This is a genomic window from Lactobacillus selangorensis, assembly GCF_001437205.1.
In the GTDB taxonomy this organism is placed as follows: Bacteria; Bacillota; Bacilli; order Lactobacillales; family Lactobacillaceae; genus Paralactobacillus; species Paralactobacillus selangorensis.
In genome coordinates this window covers 1-13410 of the sequence record NZ_JQAZ01000004.1, presented here as the reverse complement: position 1 = coordinate 13410, position 13410 = coordinate 1, and the positions used below count along the sequence as shown (strand labels likewise).

The window sequence follows — 13410 nt, the reverse complement described above, 5'->3', positions numbered from 1 at the left end:
AGACAATTAAATGTCTGGAAGGGGAGTCTTTTCATGAAAGTTATCGTTGTAAAGGATCAGCAAGAAGGCGGCCGTAAAGGCTACGAAATCGTTAAGCGTCATATGCAGAACAATGAACTGCAGGTAATGGGGCTTGCAACTGGTAGTTCACCAATCACTTTCTACAATGAATTAACAGCTAGTGATATTGATTTCACAAACAGCATTTCCATTAACTTGGATGAATATGTGGGCTTACCATATACAAATGATCAAAGTTATCATTATTTCATGAAAGAACATTTATTCGATAAGAAGCCATTTGCAAAGTCATATGTACCCGATGGCATGGCCAAAGATATTGCGCAAGCCGGCAAAGATTACGATAAAATCATTGCTGAAAATCCGATCGACATCCAAATCTTAGGAATCGGTCAAAATGGACACATTGGTTTCAACGAACCAGGTACACCATTTGACAGCCAGACGCACGAAGTTAAATTAACTGAATCGACAATCAAGGCGAACTCACGCTTCTTCGCTAATGAAGACGATGTTCCAAAGGAAGCTTTATCGATGGGGATTGGGTCTGTTTTAAGCGCCAAGCGGATTATCTTGTTTGCTTACGGTGAAAACAAAGCAGACGCCATCAAAGGCATGGTTGAAGGCCCGAAGACAACGGATGTTCCTGCCAGTGCTTTACAAGGACATGCAGATGTCACAGTTATTGTTGACGAAGCTGCTGCCAGCAAGTTAACTGAAAAGCATGACAACTAATTAGTTCTTTATGGAGGTACGGATTTTGTTCCGTACCTTTTTTTGATACAATAAGACTTAAAAAATGAAATGAAGGTTAAATTGTGCATTACACAATGTTATTATTTGATGTCGACGACACACTGCTCGACTTTCAGGCGTCAGAATACGATGCTTTGACGCAACTATTTGCCGACACGCAGCATGAGCTGACACCGGCGATTCGGGCCTATTACCATGATATGAACCAGGATATGTGGCGTGCTTATGAAAAAGGCGATTTGAAGCGTCAGGATTTATTGGACACCCGTTTTTCAAAATTATTTGACCATCTGGGTGAACAGGTTGATGGAATCCAGTATGAAAAGATGTACCGTCATTCGTTGGATGAGGGCCACAAACAGATTCCTGAAGCCGCTGCACTGCTCAAAACGTTGAAGGCAGCCGGCTACCATTTGTATGTCGCTTCGAACGGAGTGGGACATACCCAGCGTCAACGGTTGACAGCCGCCCATTTGATCGATTATTTCGATGATATTTTCGTTTCAGAGGAATTGCAGGCTCAAAAACCAACGGCTGAATTTTTCGAACGAGCTGAAGCAAAACTGCCGAATTTCGAGAAAACCACGACACTGATGATTGGCGATTCGCTGACCTCCGATATCAAGGGCGGCGATGCCAACGGACTTGACACGGTCTGGTATGATCCGCATTTCCAGCCGAACCGATCCGCCATTTTACCAACGTATCAGATTGATCACTTAATGGAATTGGTTGCGTTATTAAAGGCTGTTTAGACAGACAAAAAGAGCATCCAGAATTTTTCTGGATGCTCTTTTAATACTCATTTGGTAATGAAAATTAGTTGATTTCAATGTTGTGATGACCACTCTGGTCAGGAGCCAGCTTTGGCACATCGATTGTCAGAACACCGCCATCATACTTGGCAGTGATTTTGCTCTGGTCGCCATCTTTGAGATAGAACTGGCGGGAAGTTTGACCGAAACTGCGTTCGCTGTGGATCAAATCGCCGTTTTCATTCTTCTCTTCGTCTTCCTTATTGCGGGATGCGGAGATGGTTAAAATGTCGTTTTCATAATCAATGTTTAAATTATCTTTCTTAAAACCAGGTAATTCGCTGGTGACGGTGTAGCCATCATCATTTTCAGCAATATCTGTCTTGAATGTATTATTCGTACCGAAGAAGTTATTGCTCCAATCATTGAAAAAGTCAGGGAAGAAACTGTTATTTCTGCTTAATTCGTTTGCCATATGATAAGAACCTCTCTTCAAATATTTTTAAGGTGATGCGCTGCATCAACCTTACAAACCCTATCTTAGTCCGTTTTGACGGGAATGCAAGCATTTATTAGCACTCTAACGCGTAGAGTACTAATAAAAAAGCGTCAAAAAGCCGTAACAGCAATCGTTACGGCTCGCAAAACTTTTTTAAAAAATATTTTTTCAGAAAGACGGTTACTTTGCTAAACGATACATCGCATCGGCATAAATGGCACATGCCTTCAAAATATCATCGATGTACATGTATTCATTGGCTTGATGCATCACATTTTCACGGTTCGGGAAGAGGGCCCCATAACCGACGCCACGTTTAATCAGACGACCATAAGTCCCGCCGCCGATGATTTCTTCGTGGCCCGGTTGACCAGTATGATCGGTCCATGTGTCCAGCAATGTTTTAACCAGCGGGTCGGTTCCCGGCACATAATGGGGTGCTTCCGGTTCGCCCATAACGGTGATTTCAAGGTCAGCTGGGAAATTCATGTGTTCATGCATCTGTTTAATCATCTTGTCAGGGTCAGTGCCTTGTGGATAGCGGATGTTGAGCACTAAGGTTTGCTTGCCATTTTGGGTATAATCGAAGACATCTGGGCTGGCAGTCAAGTCGCCCATCAGATCGTCATGATGATCGATGCCTAAGCCGCTGCCGTCGAAGTTATTGTGCATGTAAGTGGCAATCACATCGAGGTAATTTTGACCCTGTTCATCGAAATCATACTGATCGAGAAAGGCAGCTAAATAGGTGGCTGCATTCTTGCCTAATTTCGGATCCATGGCATGTGTTCCTTTGCCGACTACCTGAATTTCAATGTTGTTGTCATCACGGACCATAGTACCTTTGATTTTGTTATCCGCCAAGAAGCGGTTGAAGGAGCCTAAGAAGTCTTCCGGCAAGTCATCGCCATTGTAAGTGATGGCAGCTTTGGCAGTCTGCGGGACCATGTTTGAAGCAGTGCCAGCCTTGAATTCCAGCAAAGTAAAGTCACCGCCGTCATTTGGTGCGACGAAATTGAAGAGCAGATTGGTAATGCCTTTTTCACCGTTGATAATTGGGAACGAAGCATCCGGTGAAAAGCCAAAATCAGGTGTCGGTTCGGACTTCAGATATTGGTTTAAACCATACCAGTCATTTTCTTCATCGGTCCCATAAATAAAGTGGATTTTTTTATTTAATTTTACGCCGTTATCTTTTAAAATTTTCAAACCATAGTAGGCCGCCATAGCAGGTCCCTTATCATCAGAACTGCCACGTGCATAAATCTTGCCGTCTTTGATGACTGGTTCGAACGGATTGGTGTCCCAGCCGTCGCCAGCCGGTACTTCGTCCATATGGGCAAAGACACCCAAGATTTCATCGCCGTCGCCGTATTCAACCCGGCCGGCTACGTTTTCAACATTCTTGGTCTGGAAGCCATCACGCTTCGCAAAATCAAGTGCTTGGAGCAATGCAGCCTTTGGACCTGGGCCTAATGGGGCATCAGCACTCTTGTGCGCCAAGTCACGCGAGCTGTCGATCTTCAACAATGTGATCAGATCTTTTTTGAGATCCTCCCGGTATTTTTCCGCTTCTTTTTCAAAGTCAATTGCCATACTCTCACAGCCTTCCTTTTAAATAAACGCTTACAGCTACCATAGCATATTTACGCCGCTTTTTGCACTGTAAAGTTTGCAAATTTATTGGGGTACAGGCGGGCCGTTTGCTGGGACAAACTCAAGAGCAGCTGCGGCTGCAGATACAGCCGGTTCGAACGGACGGCATCAGGTAACTGCTGATACTGTTTCAAGCGGAGTGCAGTTGTATCGGTAGCTGGCTGCAGCTTGACTAAAACGGCTGATTCTGGGACCCAACCAGCTGCCAATTTGAACCAAGCTTTGGCCCCGACAAAACGGACCGCCTCGATTTTGTGCATTGTATTCGGCAGGACAGTGCCGGTCTGCTGAGTCGGGTAGAGCGGGTCGCTCCAGAGTGCGATTTGCAGATGCTGCGGCAGGATGTAAGCCTGTTTGCCTAAGAAGACTTTGGCCCAATCGGCACTTTCGCCTGTATTGACCCAATCGGCATTGATAAAGCGATTGGTGCCGATCTGGTCATAAACACGGCCTTGATAAGTTACCGTGCTCGTTACTGTAAAGGTTTGGGCAGGCTGGGCGGCGGCTTTCAAATTCGTGCGCTCATAGGGATTTTCATAGGTTTTGATTGTCTGCTTATTCGTGTTGACAGTGCCAACGGTATTCAGTTTGACAGCACTCGAAGCATCTTTGGCGACCTGATACTCATGGCCGATCGCCGGATAGTTGGTGACGACACCATCGATATTCAAGTTGACCAGTTTGTCCCAACTAGCTCGATTTTCGGTCATTTCATCCCAGATGTAGACTTTCTGGCCAGCCGCATGCAAGGCCTTGACCAAGGCCGGTGTTGCTAACGTCGATGAAATATTGACGCCGGTCGTATAAGTGAAAGCTTCAAAATTGAGCCGTTTCAAAGAACCGACAATAAATAAACGGGGCACACTGGGCAGCAGCGTCTTCATTTTTTCCAAACTATTCAATGAAAATGAGTGGATCATGACCCGTTTCTCCATATGGTACTGTTTGATGAGGGCAGCCAGTTTTTCTTCCATATCCGCTGGATTGCCTTTTTTAGTTTTCTTCGTTTCAATCAAAAACTTAGCGTTCGGGTCGTCTTGGTAGTGGATGAACAGCTCTTCGAGACTGTGCATCGACTCGCCGTTCTTCTGCTTCATCGCATGAATCTGGGCCCAAGTATTCTGCGAAACAATCGCATCCTGACCGGTGACTCGTAACAGCTGCCGGTCATGGGAAATGACCAAAACACCATCACTCGACTCATGCAAGTCGAGCTCGACATAATCGGCACCTTCCTTAAAGGCGGTGTCATCACTTTGATAGGTTTCTTCGGGGGCGTTGATTGGATCGCCACGGTGTCCGACAACGGTAAAACCGCTTAAAGTCAACCACAGCACGAAAAAAAGATTCACAAAGAAAAATTGCTTCAGATGCATCCATCCGTTCCTCCTTTTAAACGTCTGCTTTGATTATAAGGGATATTGACTGCAAAAAGTGTCTTTCCTTGCAATTGCAATCAAAATTTATTTGACAACGCTTACAAAAAGCGCTAACATTATTTTCGAAGGATAAACGGCGACGCTTTCCTTTATAACCGTTGAACCAACGGGGCTTGCCTATAGTGCTGGCTGTGCGGCATTTTATAGGAATTATGCAGCTCATGCGAGTTGTGTAAGGTCAACAATTCTCTTTCTCTCTTATGCCGACCACTGTCAATTGACAGTGGTCTTTTTTTTGGAATACAGCGTGTGAAGCAGGATGGTGGCTTTGAGCATGAACAAGCAATTCAGCGAAAAAACCGTTTTTTCAAACGCATGACAACTAGCACTTGAGGTCGACAGTTGCATTTTGACCTCGAGTTGGGCACAATAAGAGCGGTCACTAAAAATCGGAGTGAAACGGGAGGCCGTAAGATGGAATTTTTACGGGAAATCGAAACACCACATTTATTATTGAAAAAGCTGCGGCGGCAGGATGTTGATCGGCTTTATGCGCTGTACAGCGACAAAACGGTGACGGCCAATTTGCGCATTCCGACTTATCAATCGAAGGCTGAAGCAACGGCCTTGATCCACTTTTATGAAGAAGAAATGAAACTGAAGCATGCCATCTGCTATATGGTCTGGAACGGGGCGCATGCCGTTGGAATCTGCAGTTTGGATGAAATTCATTGGGATTTTCAACGTGCGACTGTCAATTATGCCTTGATTTCGGATACAGATACGGAATTATATGGGCAGGAAATCCTGACGGCCTTGGCGATGGAGGCAAAACGACTCCATTTGGTCCGTGTCAGTGCTGTTGTCAATCCGGCTGATGCGACGTACCGCCTCAATCTGGAAACAGCCGGTTTCCAAAAGGAAGGGACTTTGCGCAAATACTGGCGCTATCATCACCAATTACTCGATGAAGTCCTGTACAGCTTGATTCAAGAACCGACAGACACACAATAAGGGGGAAATCAGGATGGCAAAAAGCAACGTCACCACAAAAAAAGGCCAGACGTTCACCTTGATTCAACAGATCAAACGTCTGGACGGCAGTACTTATTATGAATTAGGCAATGTGATGCTCAATGGCCGGGCTGAACTGGCCGCTAACCGGGGTTATATTACGGCGGTGCGCATTCTGCAGCTCAACATTCCGCATTCACGTTCCGTGATCATTTATGAAGATTATATCAACGACACCTATACGATGCCGACTGCTCAGCTTGACCATTGGGAAGAGTGGGACAAACCCGAAGGCAAGATTCGGGATGCCTATCATGAAATCTTAAAGGAAAATCACATCGGTTAATTAGGCACCCGCCACGACTTGTTCCAGAAACTGTTTCAGCTGCTGGGGGTCTTCGATATGGAAGTAATGATTCTGCTGGTGATGACGAGCGACAATAATGGGTTCATTGTCGCTAAAATCAGGCAGCTGCTGTTCGAAGTAAGCCCGCCAGTCCCGCTTGGAATCATGCCGAATGCCAGCGTTGATTAAAGCAGCTTTCGTCATGTAAACGGTCGTTGTTAAACCGGCGATGTGAAAGCTATCGGAGTGTTTGATGATTTTTTCAATTGTTTTTAAAGATGGATCCATTTTTAAGCACTTTCTTTCTATAGAAGGTTCAGGCCGATCGCCAATCAGGGTGGTCGGCTTTTTTGATGGCAAACGGACGTTTGTCATGGTTCCTTTTTATTGTACAATAGAAGTGATGAAACAGTAGAAATAGAGGCGAAGCATCTATGAAATATTTTATTGCGGATACTCATTTTTTCCACAAACAATTATTAGGCAATAATGATTTTGCTCCTCGTCCGTTTCCTTCGGTCGAGGTGATGGACCAGACGATGATTGATAATTGGAATGCCCGCATCGCCGACAAGGATGAAGTTTATCATTTGGGCGATATTGCCATGGCACCCGGCAACCAGCCAGGTGAAGCACAGGTTGATCAGATTCTCAATCAATTAAAGGGACAGTTGATTCTGATTAAGGGCAATCATGATAGCCGGGCGTTATTTAAATACATTGATAAACATAATTATGATGTTTTACCAGGCAAACCAAAGTTTCGGTTTGCGGATGTCGGGGTATTGATGAAATTTGACCATGCACAGTATTATTTGACGCATTACCCGATGATGATGGGAATCGTTCATCAAATCTATAATCTGCATGGCCATATTCATCATAATATGGTTCCGATTGCCGAAGACATCAATGTCGGTGTGGATGCCCCTGAACGGGACTTGCTTGCTCACAAATTACCATTTGGGACACCCTTGTCCGAAGCTGAAATTGAAGAAATTTATCAGAAAAAAGCAGCGTTACTGAAGAAACTAGCCGCCCAACAAAAATAGAAGAGGTTCTTTATGGAAACAATTCATATTTTACACACTAATGATCTGCATTCGCATTTTGAAAACTGGCCGCAGATTCGGCATTTTCTCCATCAGCGCCAGCATCAATTTAAGGCGCGGCATGAAACGACGTTGACATTCGACATCGGGGATGCGATGGATCGGGTCCATCCGCTGACCGAAGCCACGAATGGGCAGATCAACACCGAATTGCTGAATGACGGCAATTACGATGCCGTCACGATTGGCAATAACGAAGGCATCGGCAATAGTCACGACCAGCTGGAACACCTTTACGATAAGGCTGATTTTCCCGTTTTATTAGCAAATTTATTCGATAAAAAGACCGGCCAGCTAGCCGATTTTGCAAAACCGTATCAAATCGTGACGTCTGAACAAGGAACTCGGATTGCCATGATTGGGTTGACAGCACCGTTCTTTTTGACATACGAACCGAATGGCTGGCATCCGAAGGTTGTGCAGGAAGTGCTGCCGCCCTTACTGAAAAAATTACAGGGTCAATATGATATTCTAGTCATTTTGTCGCATCTGGGACTGCCGATGGATCGCTATATGGCCAAACACTATCCGGAAATCAATGTCATCTGCGGCGGCCACACCCACCATTTATTACCGGATGGGGAAGTCGATGGGACCACATTGTTAACGGCCGCCGAAAAATACGGCCATTATGTCGGTGAAATCACGCTGCAATTGAATGAGCAGCATCAGATCGTTTCCGAAGAAGCAACGACTCATTTGACCGAAAAACTCCCGCAAGAAGCCAGTGATGCAGCAGAAATTACCGGCTATCTCGAAAAGGGGCATGAGCTGTTGGCTCAGGATGTTTTAGCTGATTTGCCGGAACCGTTGCCGATCAAACATGAGGGGGCCTCTCCAATGATTGATACAGCCTTGGAAGCCTTATGCAGCGAAGCCCATACGGATGCCGCCGTTTTGAATACCGGTTTGTTTTTGAGCTCATTGCCGGCTGGCAAAGTCACTCGTGATGACTTGCATACCCAAATGCCGCATCCGATGCATATTATTAAAGTGACCCTAAAAGGAACTGATATGTGGCATTTGGTCATGGAAATGGAGAAAAACCGTCGTTATCTGCTCAACTTCCCGATGAAGGGAATGGGCTTTCGGGGCAAAATCTTCGGCGATATCCGTTATCGGGGGATTAAGTATGATGCGGCCACACGCCGGGTTTTCTGGAAAGACAAGCCAATCGACCCAGAGCAGACTTATACTCTGGCGACGGTTGATCATTACCTGTTTGTGCCGTATTTCCCGACGATTGAAATTGTCGGCAACGTCGAAATTCTATTCCCAGGTTTTCTGCGGGACATGGTCGGCCGCTATTTGCAGAAAAAATTTCCTGCTTAAAATGGTATACTGAAAACATGATTTTATGCGCCGCTGGAGGTGAAAAAAATGACAGCAAAAGAACAAAAACCGAAAAAAGATTCACCAGCCGTTGAAGCGGCAATTGATGAATTGACGAAAGCTGAGGCCAGCAAGCCGCAGCGGGTCGTAATGAAAACAACTAAAACGATGACGATTGACGGGGCCGCCTATGACTTAGTCTGCAATTTCAAGGATGGGTTTGACCTCGACAAACTGAACGATCGTTATAATGAGATTCTGAACAAATATGACTACATCGTTGGAGACTGGGGTTATGACCAGTTGCGTTTGCGGGGCTTTTATCGTGACGATAATAAAAAAGCCAATCGCGACCAGCTGATTCGGACACTGGAAGACTACCTGTATGAGTACTGCAATTTCGGTTGTGCTTATTTTGTGCTGGAACGCCAAGAAAAACACGTACCCGAAAAGAAGAAACCGCACCGCCGCAACCGGCGTAAAAAGCCGTATACGGAACGGAAAGTCAAACCGCAGCGCGTCCAAAAAGGCAGCGGGCAGGAGGCTGTCAAGTCGAATAAACGCCAAAACGGCAAGGGCAAGCATCAGTTTACGATTCGCCCACGCCAGAAGCAAAAACAAACTGAATCTTAATCAATCTGGAGGCAACAGGACAAGTGAAACAATACAAAGGGTATTTTATCGATCTCGACGGGACAATTTACAAAGGCAGTGAACGGATTCCAGCCGCTAAACGGTTTATTGACCGCTTGCAGGCTGCTCAGATTCCGTTTTTATTCGTGACCAACAATACAACTCGTTCGCCGCAGCAGGTGGTCAACAACCTGGCCGATAACCACGATATTCATGTGTCGGCTGATCAGGTGTACACGCCTTCTTTGGCAACGGCGAGCTACTTATTGGCTGAAAACGGCGGGACTGCCAATGGCAAAACGGTTTATATCATTGGGGAAGTCGGCTTAAAATCAGCTTTGCTGGATGCCGGCTTCAAGATGAACGTCGAACATCCTGACTATACAATCGTGGGACTCGACTATGATGCGACGTACCATAAATTCGAGACGGCGACGCTTGCCATCCGTAGCGGTTCACGGTTTATCGGGACAAATGCCGATAAGAACTTGCCAAACGAACGGGGACTTGTCCCTGGTGCCGGCTCGGTCATTGCCATGGTTGAAAGTGCCGTTCAGCAAAAAGCCTTTTATATTGGTAAACCGGAAAAAATCATCATGGAAGAAGCCTTGAAGAAAATCGGTCTGTCTCATGATGAAGTCCTGATGGTCGGCGATAACTATCAGACGGATATTCAAGCTGGAATCAATAGCGATATTGATACACTGCTGGTTTACACTGGCGTATCGACCCCAGAACAAGTGGCACAAAAGCCGATTCAGCCGACCTATCACGTGAGCGGGTTAGACGAATGGGACGTCTAATGAACAAGTTAGGCCGTACCTTGAATTGGTGCGCCCTTTTTTTAGCCATACTCGCCGCCGCCATTTTCCTGACGATCCTCATTTCGGATCCGTTATTCTGGCTGAACAGCAAGTTGCAGCATCTGACCGTGATTGCCGACTTGAAACTGCATGTGCTGATGCATAATTATCACCAGCTCCTACACTATCTGACCGCACCGTGGCCAGTTAAGTTCTCGCTCGCTAATTTTGTGTCGTCCTATGCCGGCATGCATCATTTTGCAGATGTCCGGCACTTGTTTTTACTGACGGAAATCGTACTCGTAGTCACCGGAATCGCCAGCTTCTTTTTCCTGCGCAAGCTGAAGCGCAGTCATGAATTATGGCGGCTGATTCGACCATTTGAATGGGCGACTTTGGTGCCGGTTATTTTGGCCTTCCTGCTCGCCATGAACTTCGATGCATTCTTTGTGACGTTCCATGAGATCCTGTTCCGCAATTCGGACTGGCTCTTCAATCCGAATACGGACCCGATCATCAATGTCCTGCCTGAATCTTTCTTTATGCAGTGCTTTATCATCGGGTTTGTCCTCTTTGAAGGCTTCCTGGTTTGGGGCATTGTCGCCGGGCGCAAACAATTAAAAGCAGATAAATAAAAAGCCGCTCACAACGAGCGACTTTTTTAATGTTCTGAATTAGTGTAATTGGATGTCAGTACTGTGCAATGGCTGGCGTTTATCTGGGTAGAGGGTCGTCATGGCCGTTGAAACAGCAATCGGAGCCTCGCCAAAACCGCTGGCAATCAGTTTTAATTTACCTGGATATTGGACAGTATCACCGATCGCATAGACGTTCGGCAGATTGGTTTTCATTTCGGTATCGACTTTGATCATCCGGTGTTCAAGCGCGAGTCCCCAAGAACGCAGCAGTTTTGTGTCGGCTGTAAAACCATAATTGACAACTAAACGATCGACGGCCAAATCTTCAGTATGGTCGGCTTTAACTTCGTTTAACGCAATATGGAGCTGGTCATCTTGTTCGGAAAGCTGCTTCAGTAGGAATGGCGTCTTCAGTTCTACACTGGAGGCTTCCAATTTAGCGACGTTGCTTTCAAGTCCCCGAAATTGGTTGCGACGATGAATCAAGTAGACTTTTTTAGCAATGGGTTCCAGAGTCAGTGCCAAATCGATGGCAGAATCACCCCCACCGGCAACCGCAACGGTTTTACCGGCGAATTCATCCGGATGGTTAGCGGCATAGAAGACATACTTCTGGTCGAAGCTCGGGTCGTAATCAAAAGCTAACCGCCGGGGTTCGAAGGCGCCATTGCCAATCGCAATGATTATCGCTTTCGAATAATAAGTTCCGTTATTGGTGTCGATTTGATAGGTGCCATCGGCCTGCTGGGTAAAATTCTGAACGGCCGTCTCAGTGTGAATGGTCGGCTGGAAGGTAGTTAGCTGTTTTTCAAGCGAGTGAACGAGCTGCTTGCCTTCAATTGCTGGAAAGCCGGCAATATCGTAAATGGTCTTCAATGGGTATAAAGCTGCGACTTGGCCGCCAAGATCGGGTAGACTTTCAAGGAGCTGCACTTTCGCTTGACGCATGCCAGCATAATAAGCAGCAAACATCCCAATGGGACCGCCCCCGATGATGGTTAAATCGTATAAATCTGTTTCTGTCATGAAAAATTCCCCTATTCAATTAGAATGATGTTTTCATTTTAACACGTGGCTGGACTTTCGCACGGGGACAAGTTATTCTTAATCAGAATAAAAAGGAGGAGTTACAATGACATATCCACAACTTGATTTAGCCGATTTTAAGGGTCCTAAGGCAACCTTAACGACCAACCTTGGGACAATTGAAGTTGCCTTATTTCCAGAACAGGCGCCTAAAGCGGTCGAAAACTTTATCAGTTTAGCGAAGAACGGCTATTACGACGGCACTGTTTTCCACCGTGTCATTCCTGATTTTATGATTCAAGGCGGTGATCCGACTGGAACTGGTATGGGCGGCGAAAGCAAATGGCAAGCTCCATTTGAGGACGAGTTCTCAGATGAACTGTTTAATCTGAATGGTGCCTTGTCGATGGCAAATGCCGGTCCGCACACAAACGGCAGCCAATTCTTTATTGTGACGAATGAACATTTGGACAAACGGATGCCGAGCCAGATGCAGGCGGCCAATTATCCGGATGAAATCATCAAAGCTTATCAAAAGGACGGCGGCACCCCATGGCTCGATCATCATCATACCGTTTTCGGACAGGTGCTTTCCGGCATGGATGTTGCTGAAACAATCAGTCGGCAGAAGACCAGCCGTGGCGATAAGCCGAAGCAGGACGTTGTCTTGGAAAAAGTGACGATTACTGATTAAGAGCGGCAACGCTCTTTTTTATTTGCCCAAAAATAGGTTATACTATTAAAGGACATTTTAACGAGAGGAGGTTTTCCCATGACTTATCGAATCGGCGATATTGTTGAAGGAAAAGTAACCGGCATTCAGCCTTATGGGGCGTTCGTGGCCCTTGATCGGCACACACAAGGATTGATTCATATTTCGGAGTGCCAGCACGGTTTCGTAAAGGACATCAATTCTTTATTTAAGGTCGACCAAATGGTACGTGTTGTTATTTTGGACATTGATGAGTATAGTCAGAAAATAAGTTTATCGATTCGTGCTTTGACGCCAGATCCGAACCTTACCCCATATCGGCATAAAAAGCATTATTGGACCAATCGACGGGTACATATTGGATTTCGTCCGATTGCCGAGCAGATGCCAGGGTGGTTAGATGAGGCGGTTGAGTCGTTTCAATAGTATGAATATTCGTATATTCATGGATATTTAGTATGAATATTCATTTTGTAGCGAAGCTTTTTTCAAAAAAGTTCATAAAAATGCTTGACGGTCTTTTAAAATCTTGGTAAACTATTTTTTGTTGTCAACGAACAACACCGCATCAGCTTTTATAAATCAACTTTTTGAAAAAAGTATTTGACAAATTAAAGCAGATACGGTAAACTAATTAAGTTGTCGATTGCAGATGAATGATTTGCAAGGAATTGAATATTTATTCATTTCAAAAATAATTTAAATTAGTGGTTGACAATTTTTAAATC

General features: G+C 45.4%; 16 protein-coding genes. 11 read left to right on the top strand and 5 right to left on the bottom strand.

Going from position 1 to position 13410, the window contains the following annotated elements; all coding sequences use genetic code 11:
* The first annotated feature begins 33 nt into the window (after positions 1–33).
* Positions 34–756 carry a glucosamine-6-phosphate deaminase gene (locus IV40_RS06065; RefSeq protein ID WP_057769519.1) on the top strand — a complete coding sequence of 241 codons (723 nt, stop codon included), beginning with the start codon at positions 34–36 and terminating at the stop codon, positions 754–756.
* Positions 757–839: 83 nt separating this feature from the next.
* Positions 840–1532 carry a YjjG family noncanonical pyrimidine nucleotidase gene (locus IV40_RS06060; RefSeq protein WP_057769516.1) on the top strand — a complete coding sequence of 231 codons (693 nt, stop codon included), beginning with the start codon at positions 840–842 and terminating at the stop codon, positions 1530–1532.
* Positions 1533–1596: 64 nt separating this feature from the next.
* Here the strand turns inward: IV40_RS06060 and IV40_RS06055 are convergent, their stop codons facing one another.
* The 3 genes from IV40_RS06055 to IV40_RS06045 form a co-directional block, all read right to left on the bottom strand.
* Entirely contained in the window at positions 1597–2007 is a 411-nt protein-coding gene (locus IV40_RS06055; protein WP_057769514.1) for an Hsp20/alpha crystallin family protein, read from the bottom strand.
* A 204-nt stretch (positions 2008–2211) separates the two neighbouring features.
* Complete coding sequence (gene pepV / locus IV40_RS06050; protein WP_057769512.1) at positions 2212–3627, bottom strand: dipeptidase PepV; 1416 nt, start codon at positions 3625–3627, stop codon at positions 2212–2214.
* A 50-nt stretch (positions 3628–3677) separates the two neighbouring features.
* The gene (locus tag IV40_RS06045; protein WP_057769510.1) at positions 3678–5063 is read right to left on the bottom strand and encodes a glycerophosphodiester phosphodiesterase; all 1386 of its coding nucleotides are present in this window, start codon (positions 5061–5063) and stop codon (positions 3678–3680) included.
* Positions 5064–5540: 477 nt separating this feature from the next.
* Here IV40_RS06045 and IV40_RS06040 point away from each other — a divergent pair, with 477 nt between their 5' ends.
* Positions 5541–6080 carry a GNAT family N-acetyltransferase gene (locus tag IV40_RS06040; protein ID WP_057769508.1) on the top strand — a complete coding sequence of 180 codons (540 nt, stop codon included), beginning with the start codon at positions 5541–5543 and terminating at the stop codon, positions 6078–6080.
* A 13-nt stretch (positions 6081–6093) separates the two neighbouring features.
* A complete protein-coding gene (locus IV40_RS06035; protein ID WP_057769506.1) occupies positions 6094–6426 on the top strand; it encodes a hypothetical protein in 333 nt (110 codons plus the stop codon).
* Here IV40_RS06035 and IV40_RS06030 read toward each other — a convergent pair whose 3' ends face one another.
* The gene (locus tag IV40_RS06030; protein ID WP_057769504.1) at positions 6427–6714 is read right to left on the bottom strand and encodes a hypothetical protein; all 288 of its coding nucleotides are present in this window, start codon (positions 6712–6714) and stop codon (positions 6427–6429) included. It lies immediately after the preceding gene.
* 146 nt (positions 6715–6860) lie between these two features.
* On the opposite strand from IV40_RS06030, the gene IV40_RS06025 reads away from it, so the two are divergent.
* From IV40_RS06025 to IV40_RS06005, 5 genes are read left to right on the top strand one after another with little or no spacing between them, the layout of a single operon-like run.
* Entirely contained in the window at positions 6861–7478 is a 618-nt protein-coding gene (locus IV40_RS06025) for a metallophosphoesterase (RefSeq protein ID WP_057769503.1), read from the top strand.
* A 12-nt stretch (positions 7479–7490) separates the two neighbouring features.
* A complete protein-coding gene (locus IV40_RS06020) occupies positions 7491–8870 on the top strand; it encodes a bifunctional metallophosphatase/5'-nucleotidase (RefSeq protein WP_057769501.1) in 1380 nt (459 codons plus the stop codon).
* Between the two features lie 48 nt (positions 8871–8918).
* A complete protein-coding gene (locus IV40_RS06015; RefSeq protein WP_057769499.1) occupies positions 8919–9503 on the top strand; it encodes a YutD family protein in 585 nt (194 codons plus the stop codon).
* A gap of 23 nt (positions 9504–9526) precedes the next feature.
* Positions 9527–10306 carry a TIGR01457 family HAD-type hydrolase gene (locus IV40_RS06010; RefSeq protein WP_057769497.1) on the top strand — a complete coding sequence of 260 codons (780 nt, stop codon included), beginning with the start codon at positions 9527–9529 and terminating at the stop codon, positions 10304–10306.
* Positions 10294–10941: a TIGR01906 family membrane protein gene (locus IV40_RS06005; protein WP_082617992.1), complete on the top strand. Its 648-nt coding sequence runs from the start codon at positions 10294–10296 to the stop codon at positions 10939–10941. The genes IV40_RS06010 and IV40_RS06005 overlap by 13 nt, the downstream gene beginning before the upstream one ends.
* A gap of 39 nt (positions 10942–10980) precedes the next feature.
* Here the strand turns inward: IV40_RS06005 and IV40_RS06000 are convergent, their stop codons facing one another.
* Positions 10981–11970: an NAD(P)/FAD-dependent oxidoreductase gene (locus IV40_RS06000; RefSeq protein ID WP_057769492.1), complete on the bottom strand. Its 990-nt coding sequence runs from the start codon at positions 11968–11970 to the stop codon at positions 10981–10983.
* 106 nt (positions 11971–12076) lie between these two features.
* Between IV40_RS06000 and IV40_RS05995 the strand changes: the two genes are divergently transcribed.
* Complete coding sequence (locus IV40_RS05995) at positions 12077–12664, top strand: peptidylprolyl isomerase (protein WP_057769490.1); 588 nt, start codon at positions 12077–12079, stop codon at positions 12662–12664.
* A 78-nt stretch (positions 12665–12742) separates the two neighbouring features.
* A complete protein-coding gene (locus IV40_RS05990; RefSeq protein WP_057769489.1) occupies positions 12743–13108 on the top strand; it encodes a CvfD/Ygs/GSP13 family RNA-binding post-transcriptional regulator in 366 nt (121 codons plus the stop codon).
* Positions 13109–13410: the final 302 nt, after the last annotated feature.

What these genes read in the sequence shown, in the direction of transcription:
- IV40_RS06065 (WP_057769519.1), top strand. Translation starts at nt 34, where the DNA reads ATGAAAGTTATCGTTGTAAAGGATCAGCAAGAAGGCGGCCGTAAAGGC.
- IV40_RS06055 (WP_057769514.1), bottom strand. Translation starts at nt 2,007, where the DNA reads ATGGCAAACGAATTAAGCAGAAATAACAGTTTCTTCCCTGACTTTTTC.
- pepV (WP_057769512.1), bottom strand. Translation starts at nt 3,627, where the DNA reads ATGGCAATTGACTTTGAAAAAGAAGCGGAAAAATACCGGGAGGATCTC.
- IV40_RS06045 (WP_057769510.1), bottom strand. Translation starts at nt 5,063, where the DNA reads ATGCATCTGAAGCAATTTTTCTTTGTGAATCTTTTTTTCGTGCTGTGG.
- IV40_RS06040 (WP_057769508.1), top strand. Translation starts at nt 5,541, where the DNA reads ATGGAATTTTTACGGGAAATCGAAACACCACATTTATTATTGAAAAAG.
- IV40_RS06035 (WP_057769506.1), top strand. Translation starts at nt 6,094, where the DNA reads ATGGCAAAAAGCAACGTCACCACAAAAAAAGGCCAGACGTTCACCTTG.
- IV40_RS06030 (WP_057769504.1), bottom strand. Translation starts at nt 6,714, where the DNA reads ATGGATCCATCTTTAAAAACAATTGAAAAAATCATCAAACACTCCGAT.
- IV40_RS06025 (WP_057769503.1), top strand. Translation starts at nt 6,861, where the DNA reads ATGAAATATTTTATTGCGGATACTCATTTTTTCCACAAACAATTATTA.
- IV40_RS06020 (WP_057769501.1), top strand. Translation starts at nt 7,491, where the DNA reads ATGGAAACAATTCATATTTTACACACTAATGATCTGCATTCGCATTTT.
- IV40_RS06015 (WP_057769499.1), top strand. Translation starts at nt 8,919, where the DNA reads ATGACAGCAAAAGAACAAAAACCGAAAAAAGATTCACCAGCCGTTGAA.
- IV40_RS06005 (WP_082617992.1), top strand. Translation starts at nt 10,294, where the DNA reads ATGGGACGTCTAATGAACAAGTTAGGCCGTACCTTGAATTGGTGCGCC.
- IV40_RS06000 (WP_057769492.1), bottom strand. Translation starts at nt 11,970, where the DNA reads ATGACAGAAACAGATTTATACGATTTAACCATCATCGGGGGCGGTCCC.
- IV40_RS05995 (WP_057769490.1), top strand. Translation starts at nt 12,077, where the DNA reads ATGACATATCCACAACTTGATTTAGCCGATTTTAAGGGTCCTAAGGCA.
- IV40_RS05990 (WP_057769489.1), top strand. Translation starts at nt 12,743, where the DNA reads ATGACTTATCGAATCGGCGATATTGTTGAAGGAAAAGTAACCGGCATT.